26 protein-coding genes and 3 pseudogenes are annotated in these 26,624 nt (G+C 70.3%); 14 read left to right on the forward strand and 15 right to left on the reverse strand.

From position 1 onward, the window contains the following. Positions 1-23 precede the first annotated feature (23 nt). Both ABTY04_RS33980 and ABTY04_RS33985 read left to right on the forward strand, forming a co-directional pair. Positions 24-890 (forward strand): LysR family transcriptional regulator, encoded by an 867-nt coding sequence (locus tag ABTY04_RS33980; RefSeq protein WP_352217300.1) that lies wholly within the window; start codon positions 24-26, stop codon positions 888-890. A 126-nt stretch (positions 891-1,016) separates the two neighbouring features. Further along, positions 1,017-1,130 (forward strand): annotated as a pseudogene (locus ABTY04_RS33985) (IS5/IS1182 family transposase); the annotation flags it as partial. A 9-nt stretch (positions 1,131-1,139) separates the two neighbouring features. Here the strand turns inward: ABTY04_RS33985 and ABTY04_RS33990 are convergent. Next, positions 1,140-1,478, reverse strand: a complete 339-nt coding sequence (locus tag ABTY04_RS33990) for a hypothetical protein (protein ID WP_352217301.1) — start codon at positions 1,476-1,478, stop codon at positions 1,140-1,142. Between the two features lie 273 nt (positions 1,479-1,751). Here ABTY04_RS33990 and ABTY04_RS33995 point away from each other — a divergent pair, with 273 nt between their 5' ends. Both ABTY04_RS33995 and ABTY04_RS34000 read left to right on the forward strand, forming a co-directional pair. Beyond that, the gene (locus ABTY04_RS33995; RefSeq protein WP_352217302.1) at positions 1,752-2,213 is read left to right on the forward strand and encodes an RNA polymerase sigma factor; all 462 of its coding nucleotides are present in this window, start codon (positions 1,752-1,754) and stop codon (positions 2,211-2,213) included. Between the two features lie 417 nt (positions 2,214-2,630). Beyond that, entirely contained in the window at positions 2,631-2,858 is a 228-nt protein-coding gene (locus tag ABTY04_RS34000) for a hypothetical protein (RefSeq protein ID WP_352217303.1), read from the forward strand. Between the two features lie 152 nt (positions 2,859-3,010). Here the strand turns inward: ABTY04_RS34000 and ABTY04_RS34005 are convergent, their stop codons facing one another. Further along, complete coding sequence (locus tag ABTY04_RS34005) at positions 3,011-4,168, reverse strand: CapA family protein (protein WP_352217304.1); 1,158 nt, start codon at positions 4,166-4,168, stop codon at positions 3,011-3,013. 533 nt (positions 4,169-4,701) lie between these two features. On the opposite strand from ABTY04_RS34005, the gene ABTY04_RS34010 reads away from it, so the two are divergent. Beyond that, complete coding sequence (locus ABTY04_RS34010) at positions 4,702-5,313, forward strand: sugar O-acetyltransferase (RefSeq protein WP_352217305.1); 612 nt, start codon at positions 4,702-4,704, stop codon at positions 5,311-5,313. Positions 5,314-5,460: 147 nt separating this feature from the next. Here the strand turns inward: ABTY04_RS34010 and ABTY04_RS34015 are convergent, their stop codons facing one another. After that, positions 5,461-6,093, reverse strand: a complete 633-nt coding sequence (locus ABTY04_RS34015; protein WP_352217306.1) for a TetR/AcrR family transcriptional regulator C-terminal domain-containing protein — start codon at positions 6,091-6,093, stop codon at positions 5,461-5,463. 82 nt (positions 6,094-6,175) lie between these two features. On the opposite strand from ABTY04_RS34015, the gene ABTY04_RS34020 reads away from it, so the two are divergent. Continuing rightward, entirely contained in the window at positions 6,176-6,604 is a 429-nt protein-coding gene (locus tag ABTY04_RS34020) for an ester cyclase (RefSeq protein WP_352217307.1), read from the forward strand. Between the two features lie 300 nt (positions 6,605-6,904). Here ABTY04_RS34020 and ABTY04_RS34025 read toward each other — a convergent pair whose 3' ends face one another. From ABTY04_RS34025 to ABTY04_RS34035, 3 genes are all read right to left on the reverse strand, one after another. Continuing rightward, the gene (locus ABTY04_RS34025; RefSeq protein WP_352217308.1) at positions 6,905-7,606 is read right to left on the reverse strand and encodes a 2-phosphosulfolactate phosphatase; all 702 of its coding nucleotides are present in this window, start codon (positions 7,604-7,606) and stop codon (positions 6,905-6,907) included. A gap of 91 nt (positions 7,607-7,697) precedes the next feature. Then, on the reverse strand, positions 7,698-7,847 hold the full coding sequence (locus ABTY04_RS34030) for a hypothetical protein (protein ID WP_352217309.1): 150 nt from the start codon (positions 7,845-7,847) through the stop codon (positions 7,698-7,700). Between the two features lie 89 nt (positions 7,848-7,936). Then, a complete protein-coding gene (locus ABTY04_RS34035) occupies positions 7,937-9,436 on the reverse strand; it encodes an aminotransferase-like domain-containing protein (RefSeq protein ID WP_352217310.1) in 1,500 nt (499 codons plus the stop codon). Between the two features lie 53 nt (positions 9,437-9,489). On the opposite strand from ABTY04_RS34035, the gene ABTY04_RS34040 reads away from it, so the two are divergent. Together ABTY04_RS34040 and ABTY04_RS34045 are read left to right on the forward strand one after the other, a co-directional pair. Further along, entirely contained in the window at positions 9,490-11,019 is a 1,530-nt protein-coding gene (locus tag ABTY04_RS34040; RefSeq protein ID WP_352217311.1) for a DUF885 family protein, read from the forward strand. Then, positions 11,016-11,639, forward strand: a complete 624-nt coding sequence (locus tag ABTY04_RS34045) for a LysE family translocator (protein ID WP_352217312.1) — start codon at positions 11,016-11,018, stop codon at positions 11,637-11,639. Before ABTY04_RS34040 ends, ABTY04_RS34045 begins: the two co-directional genes overlap by 4 nt. A gap of 100 nt (positions 11,640-11,739) precedes the next feature. Here the strand turns inward: ABTY04_RS34045 and ABTY04_RS34050 are convergent, their stop codons facing one another. Continuing rightward, the gene (locus tag ABTY04_RS34050) at positions 11,740-11,889 is read right to left on the reverse strand and encodes a hypothetical protein (protein ID WP_352217313.1); all 150 of its coding nucleotides are present in this window, start codon (positions 11,887-11,889) and stop codon (positions 11,740-11,742) included. Positions 11,890-11,972: 83 nt separating this feature from the next. On the opposite strand from ABTY04_RS34050, the gene ABTY04_RS34055 reads away from it, so the two are divergent. From ABTY04_RS34055 to ABTY04_RS34075, 4 genes are all read left to right on the forward strand, one after another. Further along, complete coding sequence (locus ABTY04_RS34055; protein WP_352217314.1) at positions 11,973-12,959, forward strand: MerR family transcriptional regulator; 987 nt, start codon at positions 11,973-11,975, stop codon at positions 12,957-12,959. Between the two features lie 844 nt (positions 12,960-13,803). Next, on the forward strand, positions 13,804-15,162 hold the full coding sequence (locus ABTY04_RS34060; RefSeq protein WP_352217315.1) for a chloride channel protein: 1,359 nt from the start codon (positions 13,804-13,806) through the stop codon (positions 15,160-15,162). A gap of 591 nt (positions 15,163-15,753) precedes the next feature. Beyond that, positions 15,754-16,398 (forward strand): GAP family protein, encoded by a 645-nt coding sequence (locus tag ABTY04_RS34070; protein ID WP_352217316.1) that lies wholly within the window; start codon positions 15,754-15,756, stop codon positions 16,396-16,398. A 40-nt stretch (positions 16,399-16,438) separates the two neighbouring features. Then, positions 16,439-16,546, forward strand: coding sequence for an ATP-binding protein (locus tag ABTY04_RS34075; RefSeq protein WP_502996773.1), 108 nt, complete (start codon positions 16,439-16,441; stop codon positions 16,544-16,546). A 288-nt stretch (positions 16,547-16,834) separates the two neighbouring features. Here the strand turns inward: ABTY04_RS34075 and ABTY04_RS34080 are convergent, their stop codons facing one another. The 7 genes and pseudogenes from ABTY04_RS34080 to ABTY04_RS34110 form a co-directional block, all read right to left on the reverse strand. Continuing rightward, positions 16,835-17,140, reverse strand: coding sequence for a protealysin inhibitor emfourin (locus ABTY04_RS34080; RefSeq protein WP_352217317.1), 306 nt, complete (start codon positions 17,138-17,140; stop codon positions 16,835-16,837). Positions 17,141-17,156: 16 nt separating this feature from the next. Next, positions 17,157-18,371, reverse strand: a complete 1,215-nt coding sequence (locus ABTY04_RS34085; RefSeq protein WP_352217318.1) for a M4 family metallopeptidase — start codon at positions 18,369-18,371, stop codon at positions 17,157-17,159. Positions 18,372-18,959: 588 nt separating this feature from the next. Next, complete coding sequence (locus ABTY04_RS34090) at positions 18,960-19,166, reverse strand: hypothetical protein (RefSeq protein ID WP_352217319.1); 207 nt, start codon at positions 19,164-19,166, stop codon at positions 18,960-18,962. A 529-nt stretch (positions 19,167-19,695) separates the two neighbouring features. Next, positions 19,696-19,917: a helix-turn-helix domain-containing protein gene (locus tag ABTY04_RS34095; RefSeq protein ID WP_352217320.1), complete on the reverse strand. Its 222-nt coding sequence runs from the start codon at positions 19,915-19,917 to the stop codon at positions 19,696-19,698. Beyond that, positions 19,917-20,402, reverse strand: a complete 486-nt coding sequence (locus ABTY04_RS34100; RefSeq protein ID WP_352217324.1) for a DUF2975 domain-containing protein — start codon at positions 20,400-20,402, stop codon at positions 19,917-19,919. Before ABTY04_RS34100 ends, ABTY04_RS34095 begins: the two co-directional genes overlap by 1 nt. Before the next feature lie 102 nt (positions 20,403-20,504). Continuing rightward, positions 20,505-20,876, reverse strand: a pseudogene (locus ABTY04_RS34105) (SDR family NAD(P)-dependent oxidoreductase); the annotation flags it as partial. A gap of 141 nt (positions 20,877-21,017) precedes the next feature. Then, entirely contained in the window at positions 21,018-23,060 is a 2,043-nt protein-coding gene (locus tag ABTY04_RS34110) for a M4 family metallopeptidase (protein ID WP_352217321.1), read from the reverse strand. 451 nt (positions 23,061-23,511) lie between these two features. On the opposite strand from ABTY04_RS34110, the gene ABTY04_RS34115 reads away from it, so the two are divergent. Both ABTY04_RS34115 and ABTY04_RS34120 read left to right on the forward strand, forming a co-directional pair. Beyond that, complete coding sequence (locus ABTY04_RS34115; RefSeq protein ID WP_352217322.1) at positions 23,512-24,909, forward strand: S53 family peptidase; 1,398 nt, start codon at positions 23,512-23,514, stop codon at positions 24,907-24,909. A gap of 338 nt (positions 24,910-25,247) precedes the next feature. After that, positions 25,248-25,856 carry a hypothetical protein gene (locus ABTY04_RS34120; RefSeq protein WP_352217323.1) on the forward strand — a complete coding sequence of 203 codons (609 nt, stop codon included), beginning with the start codon at positions 25,248-25,250 and terminating at the stop codon, positions 25,854-25,856. A gap of 626 nt (positions 25,857-26,482) precedes the next feature. Here ABTY04_RS34120 and ABTY04_RS34125 read toward each other — a convergent pair. Then, positions 26,483-26,624, reverse strand: a pseudogene (locus ABTY04_RS34125) (IS5/IS1182 family transposase); the annotation flags it as partial.

The raw sequence follows: 26,624 nt of genomic DNA on the forward strand, positions 1-26,624 counted from the left end.
GATCCGATCTATCATCATCAGATATGGAGATGCATCAGCTGCGCTACTTCGCCGCCGTCGTGGACGAGGGCACGTTCACCGGCGCGGCCCACCGCCTGCACGTCAGCCAGTCCGGCATCAGCACCCAGGTGGCGAAGTTGGAACGTGAGCTGGGTCAGCGGCTCTTCGACCGCTCCGGCCGTCACGTGCGCCTCACCCCGGCCGGCGAGGCCGTACTACCCCTCGCGAAGAACGCGCTCGCCACCCTCGACGCCATCCGGCACACCGCCGCCGAGTTCGCCGAGGCCGTCCGCGGCCGCGTCCGGATAGGCATGATCACGGGCTGCTCCATCCCGTCCTTCCTGGACACCCTCGCCGACCTCGGCCGCACCCACCCTGGCATCGAACTCAGCCTGCACGAGAGCGACTCCGACGACCTGCAGTCCCAGGTCCTCTCCGGTTCCCTCGACCTGGCCCTGGTCGGCTACACGGGCCAGGCAGCCACCGGCCTGCAGGCGAGCGTCGTCATCGACGAGCCGATCGCCGCCGTCGTTCCGGCCGGGCACCCCCTCGACCGGGCGGAACTTCCCCTCATCGCCCTCCGGGGAGAGAAGATCCTCTGCCTACCCCGGGGCACCGGCATCCGCGCCGCCTACGAAGACTCCTGCCGCCGACTCGGCCTCGACCCGCGCGTGGAGCTGGACGCCAGCTCCCCGGCGGCGCTGCTCCGTCTCGCCGAGCGAGGCGCGGGCGTCGCCGTCCTCAGCGCCTCCTCCGCGCAGGGCTCCGGCCTGCGGGCCGTCCCGCTCACCGACGCCGCCGCACACGCCCGGCTCGGCCTCGTCACCCGCCCCGACGAGCACTCACCGGCCGTACGCCTCCTGCATGCCCGGTTCCTGGCCGCGTTGTGATCGACCCAGGCGGGCTTCGGCGCCCACGCCTCAAGGCCTCTGAAGGTCGCTCTGGGCTCGGGCCTGGCCGTCGACACCGGGACGCTCATAGCCCGACGTCCTCGCCGAGCAGGAGAAGCTGCTGTGGGCGGACACCGACTCAGCCACCGCTATGAACGTCCCCCCCGCAACTGCCTGGCCTTTCTCGGCCTCGCCGCCGCCATCTGCTGCCACAAGCGGCTCGTCCGCCTCACCACATAGGACACCGTCTCAGGGACTGGTGTGTCGTGGCCTCTCTTCGTGGTCCATCGGGGTGGCGGTGAAGAGCAGGTGGGCGTAGCGGATCGGGGGCCAGAGGCTTTCGTCGTAGTCCGGTGTGCCGTTCCAGGAGCGGCTGAACAGGCGCAGGCGGTCCCAGGTTTCGCCGAGTTCGACTTCCATGTCCTCCTCGCCTCGGTGGAGGAAGTCGTAGCAGTCTTCGAGTTCGCCCCAGGTGATCTTTACCGCTCTGTGCAGGGCATCGGCAGCCCGGTGCTCCTCGGTGCGGGGTGGGTGAACTGCGAGGAGGTGGCCGATGCGTCGCAGCAGGAACGTGTGGAGGGCGTCCATGTGTTCGTGGGTGAGGGCGTGCGCGGGGATTGCGGTGGCCCTCCGGCGGAACTGTCTGCGACGGGGTCCAGCGGCCCCACGCCAACGGTGAGAAGTGGCTCCGCCAAGCGTTCGACTGCCGGGCCGACGGGTGGCCCGCGCACAAGCTCAACCTGCGAGAAGGGGCCGTCTGTGGCCGGGGTGAGCCTTCGATGGCCCGTTCGAGGGGTGGAGCCACTTCCCGCCGTTCCCCCGGGGCCGGCGAACCCCGTCCAAGACAAGGAGATGCGTGCCGTGACCGTGCACCTGATCTATCGGGGTGCAACGCCCTACGAGGCCGCCGATGCGGCGCACGAGGCGTTCATCGCGCTCCTTCCGGACCGATTGCGGACGATCGAGTATCCGGCCGCCTACCTCAGGAAGGTCGCATGGACGAATTACCTCCGTCAGGCCCATCACCGGGAGTCGCCCACGGATCCGGTGCCCGACCGACCCGGGGGAACGTGCCCGATCCTCGAGGTGATGCTGACTGAGGCCCAGCGTCGCATCGTGCATGCGATCCAGCAGCTTTCGCCGGCGCAGCGGGAGGTCCTGGCGTGGCAGCTGGACGAGTTCGAGTACGCGGAGATCGCGGACTTCACGGGGAAGACCGAGGCGGCCCTGCGCACGAATGCCAAGCGCGGACGGGCGAGGTTGAAGGACCTTCTGCTCGTCGCGGAAGCCGGCCGGAACGAGGCAGGTGCTTCGAATGAGTGATCAGTGGGACGACAACGGTGAGGCCGACGCCCTCCTCGATGCGCTTCTCTTCGCACACACAGGGAAGCTGCGCCGTGTGATCGGCGGCGCCCTCGACGTCGACGCCGGACTGGCGAACCTCCAGTCCCTGAGGGAGCCCCTGCGGCAGACGCGGGAGAGCCCGGGGGGCGGGGAGCCCGTGGCAGTCCGGGCGGAGCCCGCGAGCCGTACAGGAACCGCCGACGAAGGCAACGCGGTGGAGCAGCTGGTCGCCACCCTGTGCCACGAGAAGGGCAGGTCGCCGGGCTGCGGGAGAGGTTCCAGGCCGTCGGACCGGCCGAGTTCGGCTCCGTCCGCTCCGGGCGCGTGTCCAGCCGCCTGCGCTCCTACGGTTCCTATCTCGGAGGTCTTGCACAGGATTTCGGGAGCCAGACCGCGATGGACAGGGACACGGTCCTGCAGAGCCTCAGCACGCACCAGGAGCACCTCAGGGACATCCGGGTGCAGTGTGCGGGGGCAGCCTCCGGTACGAATCAGCGGGCACAGCGGGAGTGGAAGATCTTGGTGCTGCTCGTGGAGGAGCGTGCGGACATCCTGCTGGATCTGTACGGAACCATCGAGTGGCTCTTCGAGAACTCCGACTACCTGCAGGAGGTGAACTCCTGAGCACGGTCCCGAGAGGTGGGGCAGCCGGTGCCGGCCGGCGGTGATACCGGGGAGGCGCCGGAGGGCCGGCGGCTCCGGGCTCCGGCCGGCGCCGTGAACCCGGCTGTCGTCGAGGCGATGGCCGGTGTCGGGTGCCAGGCGTCAGCGCCCGGTCATGAGGTGATCGGATCGCGCTGAGTGCGGCCGGGTGCACCTGGTTGCGGTGGGTGGACCATGAGGGTCCCCTCCGGGTCGAGGGTGATGTGGGTGCCGAAGGTGCGGCTGGTGCGGGCGAGAACCCCGTGGAGCCACTCGGCGTCCTTGCGCGCGGCGTGTCGCAGGCGCATCTGGTGGGCTTGCAGGGGGACGAGGCGGGCGTGGTCGAGCCGGCCGGTGTCCGGCTCCAGCGAGACGAAGTACAGCAGTCGCAGATCGTCCCTGTACTGCTCGTTGCCGCCGATGCCCTCGTAGTCGTCGATCAGGTCGCCGCAGCCGTACAGGACCGGATGCCCCCGGTACACCTCGACCGGGCGCGGATGGTGCGAGGAGTGCCCGTGCACGGCGTCCGCCCCGCCGTCGACGAGTGCGTGTGCGAAGCGGATCTGATCGCGCGGGACGGCGTAGCCCCAGTTGGAACCCCAGTGGATCGAAACGACCACGAGGTCACCGGGGCGTTTCACCCGCCGGATGCGGCCGACCACCTCGGCCGCGGCCGCATGCGAGGCCTCGTCGGAGAAGTCGATTCCGCTCCGGTCCGCAGTGGCCGCCCACGTGTGGGGGATGCCGCTCGACGCCATGCCCAAAGAGAAGACCAGCACGCGCCGGTGTCCGGGAAGGGAGACGACCACGGGCCGCCGCGCCTCATCGAGGTCGCGGCCCGCTCCCGCCGCCCGCAGTCCTGCGGCGGCTAGCGAGTCGAGGGTTTCGGCGAGCCCGCGACGGCCGTAGTCCAGGACATGGTTGTTGGCGAGGCTGCAGACGTCGGGACGGGCGGCGGCCAGGCACGGCAGGTTGGCCGGGTGCATCCGGTAGTGAACCGATTTACCGGGGGCGATGTCGTCGCTCTGGGTGACGGACGTCTCCAGGTTGAGGATCCGGGCGTCCGGCGCGGCTGCGTCGAGGGCGGCCAGCGCTTCTCCCCAGGGCCAGGAGAAAGCCGCCGGACGCGGAATCGTGCCGTTCGCTGCCTCCGCCAGCTCGACGTACGTGCGGGCGTCGGTGACGTACGCCTCCGGCAGGGAAGGTTCACCAGGGTGCGGAAGGATCTGGTCGACGCCGCGGCCGAGCATGACGTCCCCGGCGAGGCACAGCGTCACGATGTCACCGCCCATCTCTCCAGGCTAGCGAGCGATTCCCAGATGTGACCGGGTGGAATCGTCCCTGCCGGGACCCATGCCGGCGCAGTGCTGACCTCAGTGCCCCTGCGTTGTCCCGGCGATGCGCCGGATGTGCGCCGGGCGCCTGTCCTGCCGTGCAGCAGGAAGGCGAGACCGCCGAACATCCGCTTCTCGGTGAGGGCGGGCTGCTCACCGAGCCGCTCCCGGATCCGCTGAGCCAGCCCTGCGTCGTACGTCATGCCACCCACTGTCCTGCGCGGTAGGCCCACCCGCGCTCCGGGTCCGCCGGGAAGGAGTGCATTCCGCCGGCAGATGCTCAACCGTCACGTTCCGCTTTCCGGCCGACCCCCTCCGTAGGGGTGCGTAACGGCTTCGGGCGGGAACGGAATCCCGGTGGAGCGGGGGCTGTGTGACCACCGGGTCGGTCTTGACCGCCGTCCGTTGCTCGGAGAGCGTGGACCGTACGTGCAGCTGAAGGCGCAGGCGCAGGCGCCAGGTGTATGCGCCGCGGAACGGAGGTCACCCGCGTGGGAGAGAACCAGCGGCGCATGGAGGCCGGTGAGTGGTTCCTCCCCGACGATCCCGAACTCGCATCCGACACCCTGCGCCGGGTCGGGCTGTGCGCGCAGTACAACAGCGCGCCGGTCGCGCTGTCGTCCGAACAGCGTGATGCGATCCTGCGGGAACTGCTCGGCTCGGTGGGTGAAGGGGTCCGGATCCGAGCACCCTTCCACTGCGACTTCGGCCGCAACATCCGGATCGGCGCGGGTACGTTCGTCAACTTCGGCGCGGTCTTCCTCGACACCGCGCCGATCACCATCGGCGCGGACACCCAGATCGGCCCGAACGTCCAGCTGTTGACCCCCACGCACCCCCTGGACCCCGCCGCCAGGCGGGCAGGGTGGGAGCGCGGCCTGCCGGTGACCCTCGGCGACAACGTGTGGCTGGGTGGCGGCACCATCGTCTGCCCCGGCGTCACCATCGGCGACGACACCGTGGTCGGCGCCGGCTCCGTGGTCGTCAAGGACCTCCCGGCGGGCGTCCTCGCCGTCGGGAACCCGGCTCGCGTCGTACGCTCCCTCGGTCCCGCCGAGTCGGGCCCGGGCCGCCCGGACGAGGACGTGCCCCACCGCCCGTAGAGCCGGTGCCGCGGTCCCGGCCTCGCGTACTCGCGCAGGATCCGGGCGCGATGCCAGGGCCGCTCCCGCTCGCGGGTAGTTCGGACGGGCGACCGCGCCTGACCACCCGTCGGCCGTCTTTCCGCTCGGGCATTGAACCGCGGGCGGTCAGCGGCGTGAGAGGCCGTCCAGGAGCGCGTCGAGGGCGAGTTCGAACCGGGCCTGGTGGTCCTCGGGCGTACCGAGCCCTCCCGCGACGGCGGCCGCCAGCACCGGGAACCCTGCAAGGTCGGGAGCGTCCTCCGTGTCCTGTTCGGGGTGCCCGGGGGTGCTCGCGGCTTCGGCCAGGCAGTGCCCGGTCACCAGCGTCGCGACGGAGTTGACGATGCGCAGTGCGTCGACCGGAGGGAAACCGGCGCGTCCGAGTGCCGCCGCGGTGTCCTCGGCCACCCGCAGGGCGGCGGCGGAGCGGACGGGCCGGGTGGCGACCAGCGCGATCACCCCGGGATGCCGCAGCAGCTCGGCCCGGTAGGCGACGGCGAAGGACCGGAGCCGCTGGGGCCACTGGTCGGCCGGTCCTCCGTTGTCCGGCCGTACGGTCGAGGTCACCAGCTCGACCAGGCCGTCCAGCAGGGCGGCCTTGTTGGGCACGTGGTGGTAGAGCGTCATGGCCTCGACGCCGAGTTCCGCCCCGAGCCGGCGCATGGACAGCTTCTCGATGCCGTCGCGGTCGACGAGGTCCAGGGCCGCGCGCAGCACCTTCTGCCGGGTCAGCCCGGCCCGTCTGCTGGTCGGTTCCATCAACGGCTCCTTGACTTTCTTACGGTGTAAGGCGAGAGTAGCAGCCAACGCACCCTTACGCCGTAAGAGAGAGGGGTTCGGGATGGATGCCCGACAGAACAAGCAGCTGGTCAACGGCTTCTTCGCCGCGCTCAACGAGGGCCGCCTCGCCGGCCTCCGCGACTATCTGGCGGCCGACGTGGTGGACCACAACAAGATCATTCACGGTGAACCGGACGAGCCGGGCGCCGCCTTCGCCGCCATCGCCATGCAGCTCCAGGCGCTGAAGCCCTACCACGCCAGGGTCGACGAGCTGATCGCCGAAGGCGACAAGGTCGTAGCCCGCATCACCCAGCGCGGCACCAGCTCCGGGGCGCACCCCCGCATGCCCGTGCCCACGGGCCGCGACTTCGAGAACGAGGCGATCTTCGTCTTCACCATCGCCGATGGCCGCATCACCGAGATACGCGGCGTCTCGGACCGCCTCGGCCTCTTCCTCCAGCTCGGCTGGGACTGGCCCACCGTCGACTGACCGCTCCGCTTCGGCCCTGCCGCGAGGAGACCCGGAGGTCGTACGCGAAGTCCTGCCGGACCTGCCGGACCTGCCGGACCTGCCGCGCAGGTCGTGGAGTCGGGTGGGGCTGGGCGGGGTGCGGATGGGGATGAGGTCTGGCGCGCGTGCAGGACTGCGACGTAGGCCAAGTCCTGCTCGTGGAGGTGGGGGAGTACTCACCTGACCAGGGGCCGCCTCCGAGTGGCCTTGCCGTGGTCGGAATGCGGCCCGTCGGCCTCGTCAAACGACACGCAGGCGAGGGCCGGACCTCACCAGCGATCAGATCGAAGCCTCGCCGGTCAGCGAGGGCGCGGCGCACGGGCGGAGGACCATGAGCGAGTCCTCCAAGGCCGCCACCATGGCGAAGGGGAACCGGTCGAGTTCAAGACAGAACGCGACGTCATCAGGATGGGCTCCTTGGCGCACGCCCTCCGCCAGCTCGGCGGCGGCGCGCGACTCGCCGGCCCGGCGGAGGAACTCGGCTGCATCCGTCCCCGTCTCGGTGGCCCTCCGGGCGATGTACTGAGCGCACGCCAGATCTTCATCGGCATGCCCATCGTCGCCAGTGACCACGAACGTGACACTGTCACACTCGCGTGTCCGCAAGATCCGAGCGGTTGCCTCCGCCACCACGAAGCCGGCGCACAGCACCAGCGGCGCCTCCTTGACCGCAAGGGCGCCGACCGTCCCTGCCGTGGTCTTCTGCACAACGGTCCGTCCGCCAAGGTCAATGGACCGCAGCAGGCCCGGCGAGTTGACGGCGTCGAACCCGGGCGCCGGCGGACCGTCTTTGAGTGCTGCCCAATCCGGGTGGCGAGCCTTGAGCGCCAGGGCTTCGTTCAGCGACTCAGCAAGAACGATCTTTTCCGCCCCCTGGGCAAAGGCCCATGCAGCCACCGTGAAAGCACGCATGACGTCGACCACGACCGCCACAGACGGGGCTTCGACCAGCTCGGAGATGCCAAGGAAACGAGCGTCCATCCGGTCATGATCACGCATGCCGGACCCGAAGCCCCCGGACAGTGGCACGCCTCACATGGGCGGTCCCGGAATGCAACGACTCCGGCTGCCTTTACGGGCCCCACGCCTGCACGGTCGCCGTCCCGTACCGGGTGGTGCTGGTCTGCGTCACCACAGTGGCCTCGCCCCGAGCGGCCGGATCGCCGAAGACGAACTCGCCACCGTGCTCGGTCGGCCGGCCGCCCTGCGGTGGCAGATCCACGACACCGGGACGGGCTTGCGCATGACCCGCTCCGAGCGCATCCGGCCCGGGATCGCCGGCGCGAGCGCCAGGTCCACGAGCGACGAGCCTCAGCTGTCCGGGGCTCCGCCCGCCGACAGGCCGTGGCGCCCGCGGCCACCGCTGCGGGACAGTTCGGCCCAGGCCGCCGAGAGGCGGCCGACCAGTTCTGCCGAGGTCTGCGCGGCGAAGGAGAAGGGGAGGCGGATGTAGCTGTCGTGGGCGCCCGTGGGATCCATGGCGACGCCCGGGATGACCTCCGCGCCGTGGCGCAGTGCCACCTGGGCGTAGATCCGGGCGTCCGTGCCCGGGGGCAGTCGGATCCACAGGACGGAGCCTCCTCGCGGTTCCTGCCAGCTCCAGTCCGGAAGCCGTTCGGCGAGGAGCCGGGTCATGGTGGCGAGCTGCTCGCTGCGGATGCGAGCCCGCTCGGGCGCGAGGGCCGGTAGCGCGGGGAGGAGCCGGGCGGCGAGGGCTTGGTCCAGGAGCGGGCTGCCGAGGTCGCCCAGCGCCTTGAGCCGGGCCAGGCGGGCCACGATGTCCTGGGGTGCGCGGAGCCAGCCGATCCGCAGGCCGCCCCATACGGCCTTGGTCAGCGAGCCCACTGTCAGCACGGTTCCCCGGGCGGAGTGGGCGGCGATCGGCGGGGGAGCCTGACCGGGGGCGAGGGCCGCCTCGTGGGCGCTGTCCTCCAGGACGGGGACGCCGTGTTCGGCGGCGAGCTCGGCCACCCGGTGACGGCGGCCAGCGGACATCAGGCTGCCCGTGGGGTTGTGGTAGGTCGGCATGAGGTAGAGCAGCGCGGGCCGGTGTTCGGCGAGCGCGGTGGCGAGCCGGTCGATCCGGACCCCGTCGGAGTCGACCGCGACGCCGACCAGCCGGGCGCCTGCGGCTCTGAAGACGTCCAGGCAGCCCGGCCAGCCCGGGGATTCCACGAGGGCGGTGGTCCCGCGCCCGAGGTACAGCTGGGCGCTCAGGGCGACCGCTTGGGTGGCACCGGTGGTCACCACCACCTGCTCGGGCACCGTCGGCAGGCCGTGCCCGGTGTGGTGGGCGGCGATCGCCGCCCGCAGCGCGGGCAGCCCTGCCGGGTGGTAGCCCGCCTCGCGGACCAGGCCAGGCAGGTCTTCGCGTACCAGCCGGAGCAGTGCCCGGGCCAGATCCGGACCACCGCCCTCGGCCGCCTGCCCCAGCGAGATGACGTCCGGCGGTTGGGTGATCAGCCGTTGGACCACCGCGGTGGCCCGGCCGCCGCGCACCCGCCCGTCCGTCGGCACCCGGCGGCCGGCCGCTTCTCCTGACACCCGCGTACCGCTGCCCCGACGCGTCTCGACCAGGCCCGACCCGCGCAGTACGTCGAACGCGGCGACCACCGTCGCCCGGCTGACCGAGAGGGCGTCGGCGAGCCGCCGCTCGGACGGGAGGCGGTCGCCGACGCGCAGGTCCCCCGACCGCACGGCCCGGCCGAACGCGTCGGTGAGCCGCTGGTACAGCGGTCCCTCGCCCGCACTCCAGTCGCTCAGCAGGTCGATCAGCTCGTCCAGCTCGGGCGCTTCACGGTTCCGGTCCACATTCCCCTCCATTGGCACGGGAGCACGAGCTGCCGTCACGCGAGGCTAACGGCATGACTTCCACCTCACCTCTTGATCCACGGCTGGCTGCCGTCTGCGACCTCTCCGTCTTCGCGGCGCGGGACGGCGCGGGACGGCACGAGTACGACGGAACCGTCCAGGACCTGTCGCCGGACGGCGTACGACGCGGCCTCGCCGCGCTCGGCGGCCCCGCCGGCACCGAGCCCTATGCGGACCTGCACGACGAGGCACACGCGGCGGCCGCGGAGGAAGCCCTCCGGGTCCGCTTCGGCGAACTCGAACTGCACCGCAGCAATCCCCTGTGGCACATCGAGAACCTGGACCTGACCGGCTATGACCGCCCGTACGCGCCCGAGAACGAACGGGACGCGGCTCGGTCGGCCCACCTGGCCCGGTGGCCGGACGCGGCGGTCGAGGCACTGGACCGGGTCCCCGCGCCGCTGGCCGATGCCACGCTGCGGCTCGCCCGTGGTCTGGCCGCCTTCCTCGACCCCCGGGGCGGGCCGGTCCACGCCGCCGCCGGCCGGGCACACGCCCGCTTCGTGGCCCACCTGGAGCGGGCCGCCGTCCAGGGGACGCCGTCAGCGGCGCTCGGCGGGCCCGCTCTCGCCCGGCTCCTCGGTGCGGCCGAAGCCCGCACCGTCGACCTCACCGCGTTGTCCGCCCGGGTGGATGCGGAACGGGACCGCCTGCGTGCGTTGCTCGACGGATCGCTGCGCCGCGTCGACCCGACGGCCGCGCCCGCCGATACCGTACGGGCTCTGCAGGCCGACCACCCCGACGCCGACGGCCTGTTGGGCGAGTTCGCGGCGCTCGTCGACGAGACGGTCGCCTGGACCGCCCGGCACGATCTGGTGCCCCACCACGATGTCGAGGTGGATGTCCTGCCGATGCCGGAGTCCCAGCGCCGGGCGCTGGCGGGCCTGTTCGCATCCGCGCCCTACGAGGCCGACGTGCCCAGCGCCGTCCGCGTTTCCCTCCCGGACACCGGGTGGACGAGGGCGGAGAGCGACCAGTGGCTGTCGACGGGCTTCAACCGGACCCTGATGCCCAACATGGCCATCCACGAGGTGGCACCCGGACACGCCAGCCACGGCAGGGCGCTTCGCCGGGCCACGACCGATGTCCGCCGCACGCTTCACTCGGACGCCTTCATCGAGGGCTGGGCCCACTACTGCGAGGAGCTGGCCCTGGAGCAGGGCTTCCGAGACGGCGACCCGCGCGTCGCGGTCGCGGTCGCCCAGGACGCGCTCCGCCGGGTCACCCGATTCGCCTGCGCCATCGGCCTCCACACGGGAGCGATGACCCTGTCGGACGCGGCCGCCCGGTTCACCCAGGACGTCTCGCTGTCCGGGCCTGCAGCCCTGCACGAGGCCGAGCGCGGGCTGTTCGACCCCACCTACGGTCGCTACACCTGGGGCAAGTTCGCCATCCGCGACCTGCGCGAGCAAGCCATGGCCCGTTGGGGCAGCGCCTTCTCGCTCCGTCGCTTCCACAACGCACTGTTCGACCTCGGCGCCCCGCCCCTGGGCCTGTTGCACACGGCACTGGAACGCGGATGAACTCACTCGCCGCCTTCGCGCTCGCCACGCTCGTCCTGGTGGCGGTGCCCGGACCCAACCTGATCTACATCATCACGCGCAGCGTGCAGGACGGACGGCGGGCCGGCGTCGTCTCGGCCCTCGGAGTGGAGACCGGCACCCTCCTGCACATCCTCGTCGCCGTCTGCGGACTGGCGACCGTCATCACCGACCATCCCCTCGCCTTCGCCGTCCTGCGCTACACGGGCGCCGGCTACCTCGCCTGCCTGGGCGTACGAGCGCTGCTCCGCCGCCCGCCCTCCTCCGCCGTGGAGGCGGACGACGCCGAAGACCGTCCCGATCGGCGCCGGCTCTATCGCGACGCCGTCCTCGTCAACGTGCTCAACCCCAAGGTCGTCCTGTTCTTCCTGGCCTTCCTCCCGCAATTCGTGCCCACCGGCCTGACCTCCGCGCAGACCCGCACCCGCATGCTCGTAATCGGCGCGGTCTTCCTGGCCATCGCCCTCGCCTTCGACCTCTGCTACGCGCTCGTCGGCGCCGCACTCGCCGGCTGGCTCCGCGGCACCCCGCGCCGAGACCGCGGCCTGTCGTACGTGACCGGTGGCATCCACCTCGGCTTGGCCGCTCTGGTGCTCAGCTGATGCCCGATCAGCGCCTCAAGGCAGGCCAGGGCTTGTGACCTGCGCGTTCGTGTGCGCTGGCCGACCACGGGCCCGCGATCTGCGGGCGTTCCGGTTGTCGTCAGTGCCACACCTGGTTCAGGCCGTTGTTCCAACGGTTCGCGTAGGTGCTTGAGCCGTTGCCGTCGAGGTGGAAGCCGGCCACCCAGTCGGCGTCCGGTGCCGGAGCTTCCAGCCCTGCGGCGTCCAGATCTCCTCCCGCTGCCGCCACCGGTTGCCGTTCCGGCAGGTTTCTGGCCGGGGTGCCCTGGTCGGCTTGACTCTCCAGTGGCTGGAGACCGGAGAGTTGCTGTCATGAACGGCATGACGCCCCCGCACTCGATCGGCAGCCTTTCGGCCCGTACCGGCATCCCGGTCCGCACGATCCGGTTCTACTCGGACACCGGACTGTTGCCCCCGACCCTGCGCACCCGGGCCGGATACCGGCGCTACGACGACGCGGCCCTTGACCGGCTGCGGACGATCGGCGTGTTGCGGGAACTGGACGTCGGCCTGCCCACCATCCGCCGTGTTCTCGACGGCGATCTCACTCTCACTGAGGCCGCCACGGCGCACGCAGACGCCGTCGAACTCCAGATCCGGGCCCTGCGCACGCGGCTGAGCCTGCTGCGCTGCATGGCGGGGCGCGGCTCCACTCCCGAGGAGATCACTCGTATGTACCGCCTGACCCGTCTCGCCTCCGACGAACGACGCCGCCTGGTGGCCGACTTCCTGGGCAGCCTTCATGCAGGCACCCCCGCCGCCCAGAATGCAGTCGCTGCCCTGCGCACTGCCGTGCCCAACCTTCCCGATGACCCGTCCGACGCGCAGCTCGACGCGTGGGTGGAGATCACCGAGCTGATCGCGGACGACACCTTCCGCGCGCTCCTGGCCCAAGCGGCACTCCCGCCCGCCGACGAGGACGCCCTTGCGGGTACGGCGCCGGAGCAAGCGGCAGATCTCGTGCGCTTCGCCCGGCAGGCGGTCACCGCCTCGGTGGACGCGGGAACCGACCCGGAGAGCGACCAGGCCGTCCTTGTGGCCGACGCCGTCGTGGCGCGCTTCGCCGCCGTACTCAACCGGCCCGAAGACGGCGAGCTGCGGGAATGGATGGCCCGGCAGTTCGAGGTGGGGTACGACCCGCTCGTCGCCCGGTACTGGCGCCTGGTCTGGACCGTCAACGACTGGCACGTGATCCCCGGGCACCTGCCCTTCCAGCCCTGGCTGGTCACGGCCCTGCGCACACCCCGGCCGCACAAGCTCGACGCCCGGTCCGCCGACGCCCACCACGACGCTCCGTGATCCGTGATCCGCCGTGCTTCCAGCGGGGCTTCACAACAGCAGGGGTCGCCGCCGGCCGACAGCCGTCTCCCCACCGGACGGGAAACCGAGGAGGCTGACCTCATCGGCTGCCGCGGGCGGGCTTCGGCGGGGGCCGCCAGGTCCGCTTGATCCTCCTCTCCCCGTACCCGGGACTGCGGGCCATCGAGGCGCTGGCCACCAGCATCCCGTTCTTCCTGTCACGGCGAAGTCCGAGGCAGCGCAGGAACACCGCGGCAACCGCCCCGCGCGGGGTGAAGCACGATGAGCCGAGCAGACGAAGACCGCTGACCAAGGGCAGAACCGGAACAAACGGACCCGCCAGGCGTTCCCGGGACTCGTCGGCCGCCCGGCACACTCGCCCAGCTCCACCCGACCGGCTCTCCGGCGGTCGGTTCATGCCGTGCCACAGAGGGCTTCGACCGGTGGCGGCTGCCACGGATCACGAGTCCGAGCGTGCCGCAGCGGTACGGAATCGTCTGTTCCCGCAATGATGCGCAGGACGGATCCACACCGGCCGCCGGGCGGTGGTGCCGCCCAGCCAGGCAGGAGGGACAGCCGGTGGCCAGCGACGAGAGTACGGGGTCACCGGCGCGGCACGCCGTCCCGCAGGAGCCGGTCGCAACCGGTGAGGCCCCACCCGACGCCCGCTGGTGTCGGCGGGCGAACCACCAGGCCCTGGCCGACACCGTCCGGGCGGGTCGGCTCCCGGCTTGGATGCCGGTCACCGCCGAAAGGCCGAACCGCCCGATGCCCACGCCACCACCAGCCTCAGGCCTGTATGACCGGTGTTCCGGTCGGGCCGGACTCCGAGGAGACGATGCACATGCCAGCCGGACCGCCCGCCGAGCCCGCTGCAGCGCCGAATGACCCGCTGGCGATCGTCCGCACCCGCGGATATGTGTCGGTGTTGGTGATCTCGGCCCTGCTCGGCGTCCCGATTTCGGCCGGCGCGTTCGGCTTCCTCGCTCTGGTCTCCGAACTCCAGTCGCTGGTCTACAGCGACCTACCGAAAAGCCTCGGCTTCCAGGGCACTCCCGACTGGTGGGCGATCCCGCTGCTCGCGGTCGCAGGTGTACTGGTCGTCCTGACGATCCGGTACCTGCCCGGCGGTGGCGGCCACAAGCCGGCCGAAGGCCTCAAGACCGGGGGCACACCCTCGTTCGCCGCCGTGCCGGGGGTGGTAATCGCCGCGGTCACCTCGCTCAGCCTGGGGGTCGTCCTCGGCCCGGAGGCCCCGCTGATCGCGCTCGGCGGCGGGCTCGCCGTCGGCGCGGTCAGATTGCTGAAACGAGATGCTCCGCCCAGCGCCGTCGCCGTGATCGGCGCGGCCGGCAGTTTCGCGGCCATCAGTGAACTGCTGGGATCCCCGCTGGTCGGTGCCTTCCTGCTGATGGAGGCCTCCGGGCTGGGCGGGCCGATGATGGGCGTGGTGCTGGTGCCTGGCCTGCTGTCCGCCGGCATCGGGTCGCTGATCTTCACCGGTCTCGGTGCCTGGACCGGCCTCGGCACCTACTCGCTGGCCTTGAGCCACGTGCCGGCCGTCGGCCGGCCCACTCTCGGCGAGTTCGCCTGGGCGATCGTCGCGGGCGTCTTGGCCGCACTCCTCGGGGAGGCGATCCGCCGTTCCTCGCTCGCCCTGCAAGGCCTGGTCGACCGACGACGGCTGCCGCTCACCGTCCTGATGGGCCTCGCCATCGGCGTGATCGCGCTGCTGTACGCAGTGATCACTGAGCGGCCGGCCACTGGTGTGCTGTTCTCCGGCCAAGACGCACTCGGCCCGCTGCTGGCGGACAGCGCGGGCTACACGGCGGCCACCCTGATCGCCCTGTTGGTGTGCAAGTCACTGGCCTACTGCGCCTCGATGAGCGCCTTCCGCGGCGGCCCGGTCTTCCCTGCCCTGTTCGTGGGCGCGGTCGGCGGCCTCGCGCTCTCCCACCTGCCCGGCCTGGGAACCACCGCTGGATTCGCCATCGGGATCGGCGCGATGACGGTGGCGATGCTGAAACTGCCGCTGACCTCCGTCATGCTGGCCACCCTGCTCCTCGGCACGGAGGGTCTGACCGTGATGCCGCTGGTGATCGCCGCCGTGGTGGTCGCCTACGTCGGCACGCTCCGGCTCACCCGCCTCCCCGCGGGGCCGCCGCCGGAAGCACGACCACAAGCGGCAGCGCCCGCCGCGTAACCACCAACGCCCTGTGGCCAGACTCTCCTAGGCCAGGGCCAGGGCCAGGGCCAGGACAGCGGCAGCCTCGACGCGGATGAGGGGCGACGTCACGTCTCCTCTCGGTAGTCAGCGCCGCCTCCGCGGTCGCCGAGCGTTGCTGCACGCAAGCCCGGGCAACGCCCCGCGTGGAGGCGGCGACGCGCCCAGGCGGTGACCGCGATAAGCCCGATCCGGTTCCAGAGGCGGATCCGGCTGCAGGGAGCACACCCGTCGCAGTTCAGCCGCGAGCACCGGCGCCAGTGTGGCGTGCCTCCCGGCAAGGACGCCGCGAGCCTGCGCCTCACGACCAAAGGCGGACCGGAACCGCCCCGCCCTGCTGTTCACCCCACCGAACGGGCCGCCTTCACCGCATGCCGTTGTCCGTGGCGGGGCGGAGGCGTTCGGGGCACCGGCGTGGCTGGCTTGACCCGTCGGGCCAGGAGCCGCAGAGTCGGATCACCGTGCCACGCGGGCGCCGGCACCCGTGCCCACCCCACCGGGCAGGCCTGTGCAGAACGCCCGTCCGGGACCCCGGGCGGCCCTGACCTCCGGGAGGGGGCGGTTGTGCCGATGGTCGTCGACTTGGTCGTGATCGGCGTGGCCATCACCCTCGGACCTCTGCACAACAGCGCCTTCATCCTGCTGCTTGCATCGCGCCGCGGTGTTCGCAAGGGCCTCGCCTTCCTGCTGTCCTGGCTGGCCGACCTGGTCGTGGTGGTCGCCTGTGTCGTGCTGCTGACCGGCGGGACGCCGCCCGTCCACCACAGCACGCAGTCAACCGCCGCAGTCGCCGCCAAGCTGGCGATCGGCGTCGGCCTGGTGCTGTTCGGCGGCTACCGGTTCCGGCAGCCGCCCCGCCCGTACAAACCACCGAGTTGGACGGGCCGCGTCGACGGCGCCTCGCTCGGCACCGCCGCCGCGCTCGCCTGGCTGCTCCAGCCGTGGGCCCTGGTCGGTGCCGGCGCTGCCACGGTCGTCGATGCCGACCTCTCCTCCCTCTCCGACTGGCTCGCCCTGACCGGCTACTGTCTGCTGGCCACTCTCAGTCTCCTGATCATGGAGCTGTACACCGTCTGGGCGCCGGGTGCCGCCCAGGCTCGGCTGAACGCTCTGCGGACCTGGCTTGAGCATCACCAGGACCAGCTGATCGTCACCCTCTCGCTGCTGGCCGGACTGTGGCTGACCAGCAGCAGCATTTACGCACTCGTCGCCTGACGACCCGCCGGTCATCCCTGGTGGCTGCTCAGGGTGACAGGTGCCGGCCCGGCTCCTCCACCACTGCGACGTCGTCCTGATCAACGGCTCCAGCTACCGGCTCAAGAACCGCCCCGCCGCCATCGACGGCGAAGCTGGCGCCGCCTGATCACGCCCGTTCCCTCAGGGCCTTGATCCGTCCAGTGGGCCTGCCATCCTCCGCCGGGTACCGTGGCAACGACCTGGTCGGCCCGTTCCAGGTGCGAGAAGGCCTCATAGCCCGGCGGGTGCTGGGAACCGGGGCCCCGGGCTCCGAGGCTGTGGACGAGCGAAGCCTCGGGGTGGAAGGGGAAGGGTCCGGTGGATCGAGGAGGCTGCCGGTTGCGTGTCAGCTGGTCTGGAATGCCCAGGTGCCCAGCGTGTTCCATGCGCTCCAGGCGGTGCCGTTGGTGCTGTGCTAGGGCCGGTCCTGCTGCGCGAGGTGTTTCTTGAGCCGGGTGAGCAAGGTTGCGAACGCCGGGGACATGGCGGCGTCCGACTGTTCGAGGACCGTCGCGTGGTCGTCGTCCTCCACCGTGATCGTGTAGGTCATCGCGTCCCTGGCACGGTCGTCCTGGTCCTCCACGGGCATCGCGACGGCCGCCGCCACCAGCTGGGTCAGCTCCGCTGCGGCGTTCTCGGGCAGGGTCGCTGTGTCCAGCACCTTGGGCTGGCGGCGGACTACCGCCGCCAGCCCGCCGTATGACTGCAGAGTCACCTTCATTGCGCGCGACCGGTGGTCACTTGGCACCCTTCAGTGCGGCCATTTCCTTGGCCAGCCCGGTCACCTTGGCGTTCAGTTCCCCGATCTGCCTGGACAGGGCTGCCAGGCCGTCCTGCCGGCCCAGGCCGCCGTTCCCGTCGACTGGCAAGCTCCGTGCCCGGGCGAGCCCCGCCGGGACCCCGCTGATCTGGATCTCCACTCCCTGCCACGCCGCCAGCACGGCCGACTGCTCGGGGCTTCCGATGCCGAACAGTTCCCCGGCCTTATGGAAGGTGGTGTCCGCGAATTCCTGGAAATTGGCGTCCTTGCTGGAGGCTTTGAGTGTTTCGTACCAGACGGCCCCGGCAGTCTCCCATGCGAATCCGCCAATGCCCACGGCTGCCAGGAAGAACGCCTTGTTCGGGATGCCGGAGTTGAAGTGCACCCCGCCGAAGTCCCCTCTACGGGTGTCGGGCAGGTGGATGAATTTGCTCATACGGTCGGGCTGGGGGTCTTTTCCGAATTGCGGATTGTTGTATGCCTGCCCCGGCTCCTTCATCGATCGTAGGGCGTCGCCGGCGATTCCCGGGGTCCATACCTCAGCCCCGATCAGCCAGTCCGCGTCCTCGGCCGCCTGCTTCAGCGACCATTGCTTGACCAGCGACCCGAAGACGTCCGACATCGACTCGTTCAGGGCCCCGGACTGATTGTGGTACTCGAATTCTGATGTGTTCTCGGTGACCCCGTGCGTCAACTCGTGTGCGATCACGTCCAGCGATCCCGAGAGGTTGCTGAACTCCGTTCCGTCCCCGTCACCGAAGACCATCTGACGTCCGTCCCAGAACGCGTTGTTGAATTGCACGTCGAAGTGGACGTATCCGTCCAGCCGCATCCCCCGGTCATCGATCGAATTGCGCTGGAACACCTCCTTGTAGAAATCGCGCGTCAGGCCGAGTCCGTCGAACGCCTGGTTGACGGCCGGGTCCGCGGACTGCGGTCCGTCTTCCGGCCTGACCAGGACAGCGTTGGGGAGGGAAACCCCCTGCTCGCAGTCGAACATGGTGCGCCTGCCGTCACCGGCGGTGGCGGCCGCGCCGGCGAGGGACGCCCGGACCGCTCGCTCGCCCCGCAGGCGCGCAGTGGTCAGCAGCGTGTCCAAGGCGGCCTGGCGCACCTCACGGTCTTCGCTCTCCAGGAGCTTGTCGAGAATGTATGGGGGAATGATGCAGTTGACGGGGCGGGTCCCGCTCATGGGACACCTCCTGGGCGAGAGGGCCAACGGTTGACAATTCATCAGTTGATGCTTGGATGTTCTCAGGTCACTGCTCGTGTTCCCGGCCATGGAAAGAGGCGAGGAAATAGCAGGGGCCCGCTGATGTGACAACAGCGGGCCGAAGCATTTGGCGCCAAGCAGCCCGGATTCCAGCGGTATGGCCACGCTGATATCACCAGTCTCCTGCCATCCGCAGCGACGGGCAAACGCGATGAAAGCGCGCGGAGATCCACTCCGGACGACCGCCGGACGCCAATAAATGGGCGGCGCGTAGCAGTCTGTCGCGCCTGTGGGTCCCCAAGCCTGCTCTGGTCGTCGTCGCGTGCGGGTACCAGTCCGGGTGACTTCGACCTGGACCGAAGCGACCGTGTCGAGGAAGCCCACCTCGCCTCGGGCTCTGCGTTTGAGGGTTTCGCCGGCAATGGCGCCGGGCGCGTACTTCTCCTGCGGTGAGGGAGGCGAGGAACGCGCGTGAGCGAGTCGATGAGCGCCTGGAGGCTGGGCTGCGAAGGAGCGGTGGCCCGCCGACGACGGCGGGATGACGTCACGTTCAGGCCGTAAGGCGTGTCAAGCGATCCGGTGCCTGGTCCCGTCAGGCAACGTGCAGACGTAGCCGTCGTAGGGGATTGATGTGATCTGTCCGCCCGCGGCGGTGCACTCGTCTCTGGTGATGGTCACAGACGCGGCGGCCTGGGCGCTGACAGCACCGATGGCGCTCGTGCCGGCAAGGGTTGCTGCGGCCAGCGCGAGGCCCAGCATTCTTCGCATGCGCATGACTTTCTCCTCTCAGGCGCCGACTTCGGCCCTGGGGAAGGACAAGTCTCAGGGCCGACGGCGCCCTCCTACTCAGCATGGGCGATGCGCGGGAGGCCCGCGAGGCGAGCCGGGCACGCTCTGGGCTTCGGCAGCTCCTCGCCGCACCGCTCGACGAGGCCGCCACGGCGCAGGTCTCCCGGGCTTGCCGAGCAACGGATCACGCAGGTCGCGGTCAGTGGAACATATCCAGGCCGGGGCCGAGTTTCCGCTGTATTCGGCCGTGCGGGCTCTTGCCGTCGACCGCCGGTCCGCGCAGTTGACCGCCCGTGCCGACGCGACCGCTGGCTAGCCAGCGGCCCACCTCCTGGTACAAGGCGTGGCCATCGATGCGGCCCGGCCGCCGCCGTACTGTCGCTTCCGCAGGCAGGCACCGCCCCAACGGGGTCGGGATGGTGCTGCGGGTGATCGGCGATCCGCGTCCATGTGGTCCACGTGACGTGTCACGGGCCGGTGGCGTCAGGCGCTTCCAGGCCCGCCCTGGGGCACGTCATCCGTCCGCGGCGTCCTCGGCCTCCCAGCGGAGCAGGTCGCCCGGTTGGCACCTGAGCACCTCGCAGAGCGCGGCGAGCGTCGCGAAGCGCACCGCCTTGGCGCGGCCGTTCTTGAGTACCGCCAGGTTGGCGGGCGTGATCCCTACGCGGTCCGCGAGCTCGCCCACGGACATCTTCCGCCTGGCCAGCATCACGTCGATGTCGACGGTGATCGGCATCAGATCACCTCGTCCAACTCGGCCTGCATCTGTGCCGCTTCGACGTCGCGCGCGACGGCTTGGGCGAGCAGCATCCGCAGCACGAGCACGATGAGCGCGACCCCCAGGATGGCCACGCCAACCCCGCCCATGATGACGGTGACACCCGGGTCGTCCCGCTGGCCCGGCGCATTGAGGGCCGTGACCGTGAACCACACGAGGGCAGCCGCCACGATCGCGCCGATCACACCGTCCACGTACCGGAAGGCGGCGTGGGAGAAAACGGTTCCGCGTCGCACCATGGTCACCAGCCGCCAAACGCAGACCAGGGCGACCTGGGCTGACACCATGCCCAGGATCGTGATCACGCGCAGCGGGGTCAGCGGGAGCGACCCGTCCTCCGGGTCGGTGGCCAATGCCCACACCATCAATGCCTGTACGAACACGGTGCCGGTGAGCACCACCACGAGCACGGCGCGCAGCGCATGCACGGTCAGCTTTCCCATGGCCCATCCTTCCATCGAGTTGCGATGGGAATCTATCGATATTCGATAGGTGAAACAAGGCCGGAGCGGCGGGTGGGCGGCGGTTCCGCACCGTTGCGAGTACATCTGTGCCAACTTGGAGCGTCCGTAAGTGCGCTTGGGCTGGTAGCCCTTCCGGGACTGCAGGTCGTCCAGGTCGAGCCGCTCGGACCTCGCCGCGAAGCTGCCCATCGTCACAACGCGGGCTGCCGGCGCAGCCGACGGCAGCGGCATCAGCCACCGGGTCAACGCGAAGTGCCCAAGGTGGTTCGTGCCGAACATGAGCTCGTGACCGTCCCCGGTCTCCCTGCGCGGCGGGTCGTCAAGCGCGACGCCGGCGTTGTGGACTACCGCGTCAAGGCGTTCCACCTCCAGTGATTCCACCGATGTTTCGAGCGACGAGAGGTCGGCGAGGTCCAGCCGTACGGCCCGCACCCGTGCGCCGGGGACACGCGCCAGGCGGTCAGGTGGGCGCTGTCGTCTCGGAGCTGGGTGGACACGTACACGACACCCCCGTCCTCCTGTGTTGTGGAGGCGGGGGTGTCGTGTACGTGGGATCAGGCTGTTTACTGCTTCAGGTCATGCGCAGTCAGGCGGTCAGAAGGTGAGTTTGAAGTCGGTGATCGTACCGACGTCCGCGGCTCCCTTGTCCTGGACCTTCAGCTTCCAGGTGCCGTTGGCCGCGACGGCCGAGGCGTTGACGGTGTACGTCTTGTCGAGGTTCGCCGTGGAGTCCGAGGAGGAGTTCTGCAGGCGGTACGAGGTCCCGTTGGGCGCCACGAGGTCGATCTGGAGGTCACCGATGTAGGTGTGGGTGATCTTCACGCCGACCTTGAGGGCGCTCGGCGCGTTGCCGGTGACACCGGTGACGCTGACCGACGAGGTGACCGCGGGGCCCGGGGAGTCCGGGATCGCGACCTGGGCGGTGCTCTCGAAGACGTTGCCCGGGGTGGGGGTGCCGCCGTTCGAACGGGCTCCCACGTTGACGGCGGCCCACGCGTCGGTGATGTTGTTGACCTCGGGGCTGCCGGCGCCGTACAGCTCGGTCGCCGCGGCGATCGTGCCGGCGCGGGCACCCGCGTAGTCCGTGCTGGAGTTGAACTTGGTGGTGAGCGCCTTGTACCAGATCAGCTGCGCCTTGTCCCGGCCGATCCCGGTGACGGGCAGGCCGTCGGAGGTCGGCGAGTCGTAGCTGACCCCGTTGACGGTCTTGGCGCCGGAGCCCTCGGAGGCCAGGTAGAACCAGTGGTTCGCCGGGCCCGAGGAGTAGTGGACGTCGAGGTTGCCGACCCCGGAGTACCAGCTGTCCGCGGAACCGCCGTCCTTGCTCGGCTTGTCCATGTAGCGCAGCGGGGTGCCGTCGCCGTTGATGTTGATCTGCTCGCCGATGAGGTAGTTGCCCGGCGCGCTGGTGTTGTTGGCGTAGAACTCGACGGAGGTGCCCATGATGTCGGAGGTCGCCTCGTTCAGGCCACCCGACTCGTCGCTGTAGTTGAGACCGGCGGTGGCGGCGGTGACGCCGTGCGTCATCTCGTGACCGGCGACGTCCAGCGAGGTCAGCGGGTCGTTGTTGCCCGTTCCGTCGCCGTAGGTCATGCAGAAGCAGCCGTCGTCCCAGAACGCGTTGACGTACGCGTTTCCGTAGTGGACCCGGGAGTAGGCGGCGACGCCGTCGCCGCGGATGCCGGAGCGGCCGAGGACGTTCTTGTAGAAGTCCCAGGTGACCCCGGCGCCGTAGGCGGCATCGGCGCCCGCGGTGGCGGCGTTGGAGTTGGCTCCGGTGCCCCAGGTGTCGGTGGTCTGGGTGAACAGCGAGTCCGTGCCGGACGTACCGTGGTTCAGGTTGTACGTCTTGTGGCTGCCGCGGCCCGTGTCGTTCAGCGTGAAGTTCGAACCGGACTTCGAGGTGCCGAGGGTGACCTGGCCGCTGTAGTGGGTGTTGCCGACACCGGTTTCGATGCCCTGCCACTGGTGGAGCTTGGCGCCGGTCTTGGCATCGGTGATGACGTGGAGCTGGTTGGGGGTGCCGTCGTCCTGGAGTCCGCCGATGACGGTCTCGTAGGCGAGGGTCGGCACGCCCTTGGCCATCCACACGATCTTGCGGGGCGCGGCGTCGGCCTTGGTGGCCTTGGAGCCGACCGCCTTCGCGGCGTCGAGGGCCTGTGTGGAGGCGGCCGCCGGAGCGTCGGCCGGGGCGGAGGTGGAGACGCCCGCGAGCTGGGCGGTGGACGCCTTGCTGACGCTCTGCGTCGTGTTGGCCGCCGTACGGTTGACGACCAAGTCGCCGCCGAGGACCGGGAGTCCCTCGTACGTGCGCTCGTACCGGGTGTGGGTGGTACCGTCCTGGTCCTTGACCACATCGTGGACGAGGAGCTTCTCCTGGGAGGTGAGGCCGAGCTCCTTGGCCGTGGCGGCCGTGGTGCTCTGGGCCTTGGCTATGAGCTCGGCGCGCTGGGACGGGGAGAGCTGTGCGGGCAGCGCGCCCGGGTTGCGCACCGGCTGGCCCTTGGGGGCCGCGGCGTTCGCGGATTCGTCGGGCTGCGCGCTGGCGCTGCCTGCCTGGACACCTACGGTGAGCAGGGCGGCCGCGGCGAGCAGGGCACCTGTGGCGGTGGCGTTACGACGATGCGTGGACTTCACGCTGACTCCTTTTGCCTGTGGGGGGTTACCGGGCGGCTGGGATGAGGCCGGCCGGGCAGAGCGTGGCGGAGCTGGTCCGTGCTGGGGATGGGGAGAGAGTGCCAGCGATCGCGATCATTGTCAGGAGCACGTCATGAATTGGCCGAATCGAGTCCGGATTTCGCCGTTCGGTGTTCGGTGAGCGGACGCTCCGGGGTGGCAATCGGCCGCCGCGGGCATACCCGACAGGGCTGACCTGGAGCGGGACTTGCTCCGGCCGGGGGCCGGATCTACTGCGGGCGCACGCCGGTGGCCGGGGCGTGGCGGTGGAGGCTGCCGTGGAGGCGGCGTACTGCGCATTCAGGTAAAGCGTTCGGCATCAAGCGTCAAATACCCTTGTCCTGCACATGACTTGCCGGGTGAGATCTCGAAAGCCGCTCTGCGCGGTGCCACCCCCCCCAGGGAGTCTGCAATGCATCCAGTTCGTCGTACGTGGCCGCGTTCCGCAGCCGCAACGGCCGCTGCCACCGGCCTCGCGCTCACCGCGATGGCGGCCGCCCCACTGACCGGTACCGCGACCGCCTCCGCACCGCACACCTCCGCGGTCCCGCGCACCGTGGCCCGTCCGGCCGTCGCGGGACACCAGCTGATCCGCTCCGTGGGCAGCCCGCTCTCCATAAAGGAGTGCCGGACCAAGTGGAAGATCGCCTGCTACACCCCGCTGCAGTACCGCGAGGCGTACAACCTGAACCCGCTGTACAAGGCGGGCATCACCGGCAAGGGCCGCACGATCGTCATCGTGGACTCCTTCGGCTCGCCGACCGTCCAGCACGACCTGGACGTCTACAGCAAGCAGTTCGGGATACCCAGCACCAAGGTGGAGGTCGTCAAGTGGGGCAACGTCCCCGCGTGGGACCCGAAGAACGCCGACATGCTGGGCTGGGCCGGCGAGACGACCCTCGACGTGGAGATGGCGCACGCCGTGGCGCCGGACGCGAAGATCGTCCTGGTCGAGACGGCGGTCGCGGAGACCGAAGGCACCACCGGCCTGCCGGAGATGATGGACGCCGAGAAGTCCCTGATCGACCGCGGTATCGGCGATGTGATCACGCAGAGCTTCGGCGCGACCGAGAACACCTTCCCCGGCTTCGACAAGGGTGACTTCTCCAGCATCAAGAACCTGCGCTACGCCTTCGAGGCCGCGGCGCGCAACCACGTCACCGTGCTCGCCTCCTCCGGCGACGGCGGAGCCACCGACTACAACGCCGACGGCAGCGCCTACTACGACCACCCCGTCAACTCCTGGCCCTCCTCCGACCCGCTGGTGACCTCCATCGGCGGCACCCAGCTGCACCTGAACGACGCGGGCAAGCGGACCGCCCCCGAGAGCGTCTACAACGACAACGGCGCAGGCGGCGGAGGCCAGTCGCACGTGTTCAAGCGTCCGGCCTTCCAGAACGGCGTCAAGAACATCGTCGGCGCGCAGCGCGGCACCCCGGACATCTCGATGGCCGCCGCGGTCGACGGCGGCGCGTGGATCTACAGCAGCTACGACCCGGCGACCACCGGCTGGGACGTCTCCGGCGGCACCAGCGAGTCCAGCCCGCTGTTTTCCGGCATCGTGGCCCTGGCCGACCAGGCCGCGGGCAAGCGCCTGGGGAACATCAACGAGGCGCTGTACTGCCTGTACGGGCGCTCCGCCTACGACCGCTCCACCGGCATCGTCGACGTCAACGACGGTACGAACAACAGCTACCAGGGCGTCACCGGCTACACCGCGGTGAACGGCTACGACATGGCCACCGGCGTCGGCACGCTGGACGCGGCCCGCTTCGTGCCCGCCCTCGCCCGCGAAGGACGGCGCGGCTGACGGTTCGCCGCCGACAGCCCGGCACGGGTGCGCTGCCGCAGGAGGCAGCGCACCCGTGGTAGAAGCGCTGGTAGTAGGGCGCGCGCCTCATGGATCCGGTGGTCGGCATGCCGATGACCCGGGATCGTCGGATGTTCTGCGCCCGGTCGTGGGCCTGCCTGGTGCATGTCCGCCATGCTCCGGGGCTGCTCCTGGGCGCGTGTCCTGCAGCGGGGCCCGTCCCGTCGCCTCGTTCGTGGATTCGGGCGTTCTGGTGGTGCCGGTTGGGGCATCGTCGTAGTCCGGCACCCCTTCCCCGGGGCGCCCGGGAACGCGGGGCCGGTTGCAGGAGGGGTGTCATGAGCGAGCGGGAGACGTGGACGAGCGAGGAGTTCGGCAGCTCTCACGAGGGAGCGGTCGGTGTCCTGCTGGCTGACGGGAGGGTGCCGGGCCCGGCGTACTTCGACACCGGGTCGGGCTCCCACGTGCAGTCAACGTCCCAGTGGAGCGTCTACGACGGCCGCTTCCCCCACGCACCGCGTGCGGCTGCTCTTCGCGCGGTGTGTTCCTGCGGCTGGACCGGCCCTGAGCACCATCTGGACTGGGAGGCGATCGGCGAGCAGGAACTCGACGAGGCCGCCGACAACGAGGCGGATGCCTGTACGCGGGACTGGGACGGGCACACCACTGCCGTCGAGGCGACGACCGTCCCCCTGCCCGAGACCCTCACCATGCTGCTGGAGCAACTGGAGCAGGAGATCGGCAAGCTGGCCAAGACCTCTCCCGTCGCGGCGGTGCGGGCAGCCCGGTGGACGCGGATCACGGCCGAGCGGGCCGGCTACTGGGCCGCCCGCGCCACACGACAGGACCTGGACGACGCTCAGGTGGCTGCTGCGCTCGGTCTGGATGAGGATGCCGCCCGCACCGAGCTGGCACGTCTGGGTCGTTGGAGCCCCTACTCCGGCTGAGCCACTGCCTCGTTTGCGGGTATCGCCCCGATTCCCCGTCTGGAAGCCGCTTGCGGAGGAACCCTGTGCACGGCGGGTACCCGATGCTGCCGGCGGCGGATTCATCGTGCTGGCCGGCCGCTGACGGTGTAGTCGTCCCAGCGGGGCAGGCCGTGGTGGGGTGCGCGTTTGTGGATGTGGGCCTGAGCGACACATCCAACCTGTCCGCCAAGCAGGAGCAAACTCAACCTCGTCCGCTCCGACCCGGCGATCACCGCCGACGTGATGTTCCGCATGGTCACCGGTGGCAACACCCGCAAGGTCCACTACTACAGCGGCCCCGACGCCGAGGCGATCGCGCGCGTCAAGCAGCTCCTCGGCCAGGACTGGTACTGGGAGGAGCTCAGTGCTCGCAACCGCGGCGAAGGCCACGCCCCTCTGGAACGCGCTGATGCCGACCCCGGCCCCTGGCGGCGCGGCCACGTGACCACGACGGGAACGGGCTCGCGGGACGCTGGTGTCCGTGGCGCCGAAGGCCGGGCGACCGAAAGGTCGACAGCCCGTGCTGTCTGCCGAGTTCTGCTTGGTACTCCAGCTGTAGATCGTGACCTGGCATCTTGTCACGCGGCAGTGAGCCCTTTCCAACCTCAGGTTGAGGCGTGGTGAAGGACGACGACGGCCTTCACGATGTCGCTGATCCGGTTGGTGCTGCAGCGGAGCTTGCGTAGCAGGCGCCAGCCCTTCAGGACGGCCATGGCCTGCTCTCCGAGGCACCGGATTTTGGCGTGG

The organism is Streptomyces sp. NPDC097981 (genome assembly GCF_040302565.1).
Taxonomy (GTDB): Bacteria; Actinomycetota; Actinomycetes; order Streptomycetales; family Streptomycetaceae; genus Streptomyces.

Coding starts and splice junctions, on each gene's coding strand:
- ABTY04_RS33980 (WP_352217300.1), top strand. CDS start 24: ATGGAGATGCATCAGCTGCGCTACTTCGCCGCCGTCGTGGACGAGGGC.
- ABTY04_RS33990 (WP_352217301.1), bottom strand. CDS start 1,478: ATGGACGCCCTCCACACGTTCCTGCTGCGACGCATCGGCCACCTCCTC.
- ABTY04_RS34000 (WP_352217303.1), top strand. CDS start 2,631: ATGGACAGGGACACGGTCCTGCAGAGCCTCAGCACGCACCAGGAGCAC.
- ABTY04_RS34005 (WP_352217304.1), bottom strand. CDS start 4,168: ATGGGCGGTGACATCGTGACGCTGTGCCTCGCCGGGGACGTCATGCTC.
- ABTY04_RS34015 (WP_352217306.1), bottom strand. CDS start 6,093: ATGGAACCGACCAGCAGACGGGCCGGGCTGACCCGGCAGAAGGTGCTG.
- ABTY04_RS34020 (WP_352217307.1), top strand. CDS start 6,176: ATGGATGCCCGACAGAACAAGCAGCTGGTCAACGGCTTCTTCGCCGCG.
- ABTY04_RS34025 (WP_352217308.1), bottom strand. CDS start 7,606: ATGGACGCTCGTTTCCTTGGCATCTCCGAGCTGGTCGAAGCCCCGTCT.
- ABTY04_RS34040 (WP_352217311.1), top strand. CDS start 9,490: ATGACTTCCACCTCACCTCTTGATCCACGGCTGGCTGCCGTCTGCGAC.
- ABTY04_RS34045 (WP_352217312.1), top strand. CDS start 11,016: ATGAACTCACTCGCCGCCTTCGCGCTCGCCACGCTCGTCCTGGTGGCG.
- ABTY04_RS34055 (WP_352217314.1), top strand. CDS start 11,973: ATGAACGGCATGACGCCCCCGCACTCGATCGGCAGCCTTTCGGCCCGT.
- ABTY04_RS34060 (WP_352217315.1), top strand. CDS start 13,804: ATGCCAGCCGGACCGCCCGCCGAGCCCGCTGCAGCGCCGAATGACCCG.
- ABTY04_RS34070 (WP_352217316.1), top strand. CDS start 15,754: ATGGTCGTCGACTTGGTCGTGATCGGCGTGGCCATCACCCTCGGACCT.
- ABTY04_RS34080 (WP_352217317.1), bottom strand. CDS start 17,140: ATGAAGGTGACTCTGCAGTCATACGGCGGGCTGGCGGCGGTAGTCCGC.
- ABTY04_RS34085 (WP_352217318.1), bottom strand. CDS start 18,371: ATGAGCGGGACCCGCCCCGTCAACTGCATCATTCCCCCATACATTCTC.
- ABTY04_RS34090 (WP_352217319.1), bottom strand. CDS start 19,166: ATGCGCATGCGAAGAATGCTGGGCCTCGCGCTGGCCGCAGCAACCCTT.
- ABTY04_RS34095 (WP_352217320.1), bottom strand. CDS start 19,917: ATGCCGATCACCGTCGACATCGACGTGATGCTGGCCAGGCGGAAGATG.
- ABTY04_RS34100 (WP_352217324.1), bottom strand. CDS start 20,402: ATGGGAAAGCTGACCGTGCATGCGCTGCGCGCCGTGCTCGTGGTGGTG.
- ABTY04_RS34115 (WP_352217322.1), top strand. CDS start 23,512: ATGCATCCAGTTCGTCGTACGTGGCCGCGTTCCGCAGCCGCAACGGCC.
- ABTY04_RS34120 (WP_352217323.1), top strand. CDS start 25,248: ATGAGCGAGCGGGAGACGTGGACGAGCGAGGAGTTCGGCAGCTCTCAC.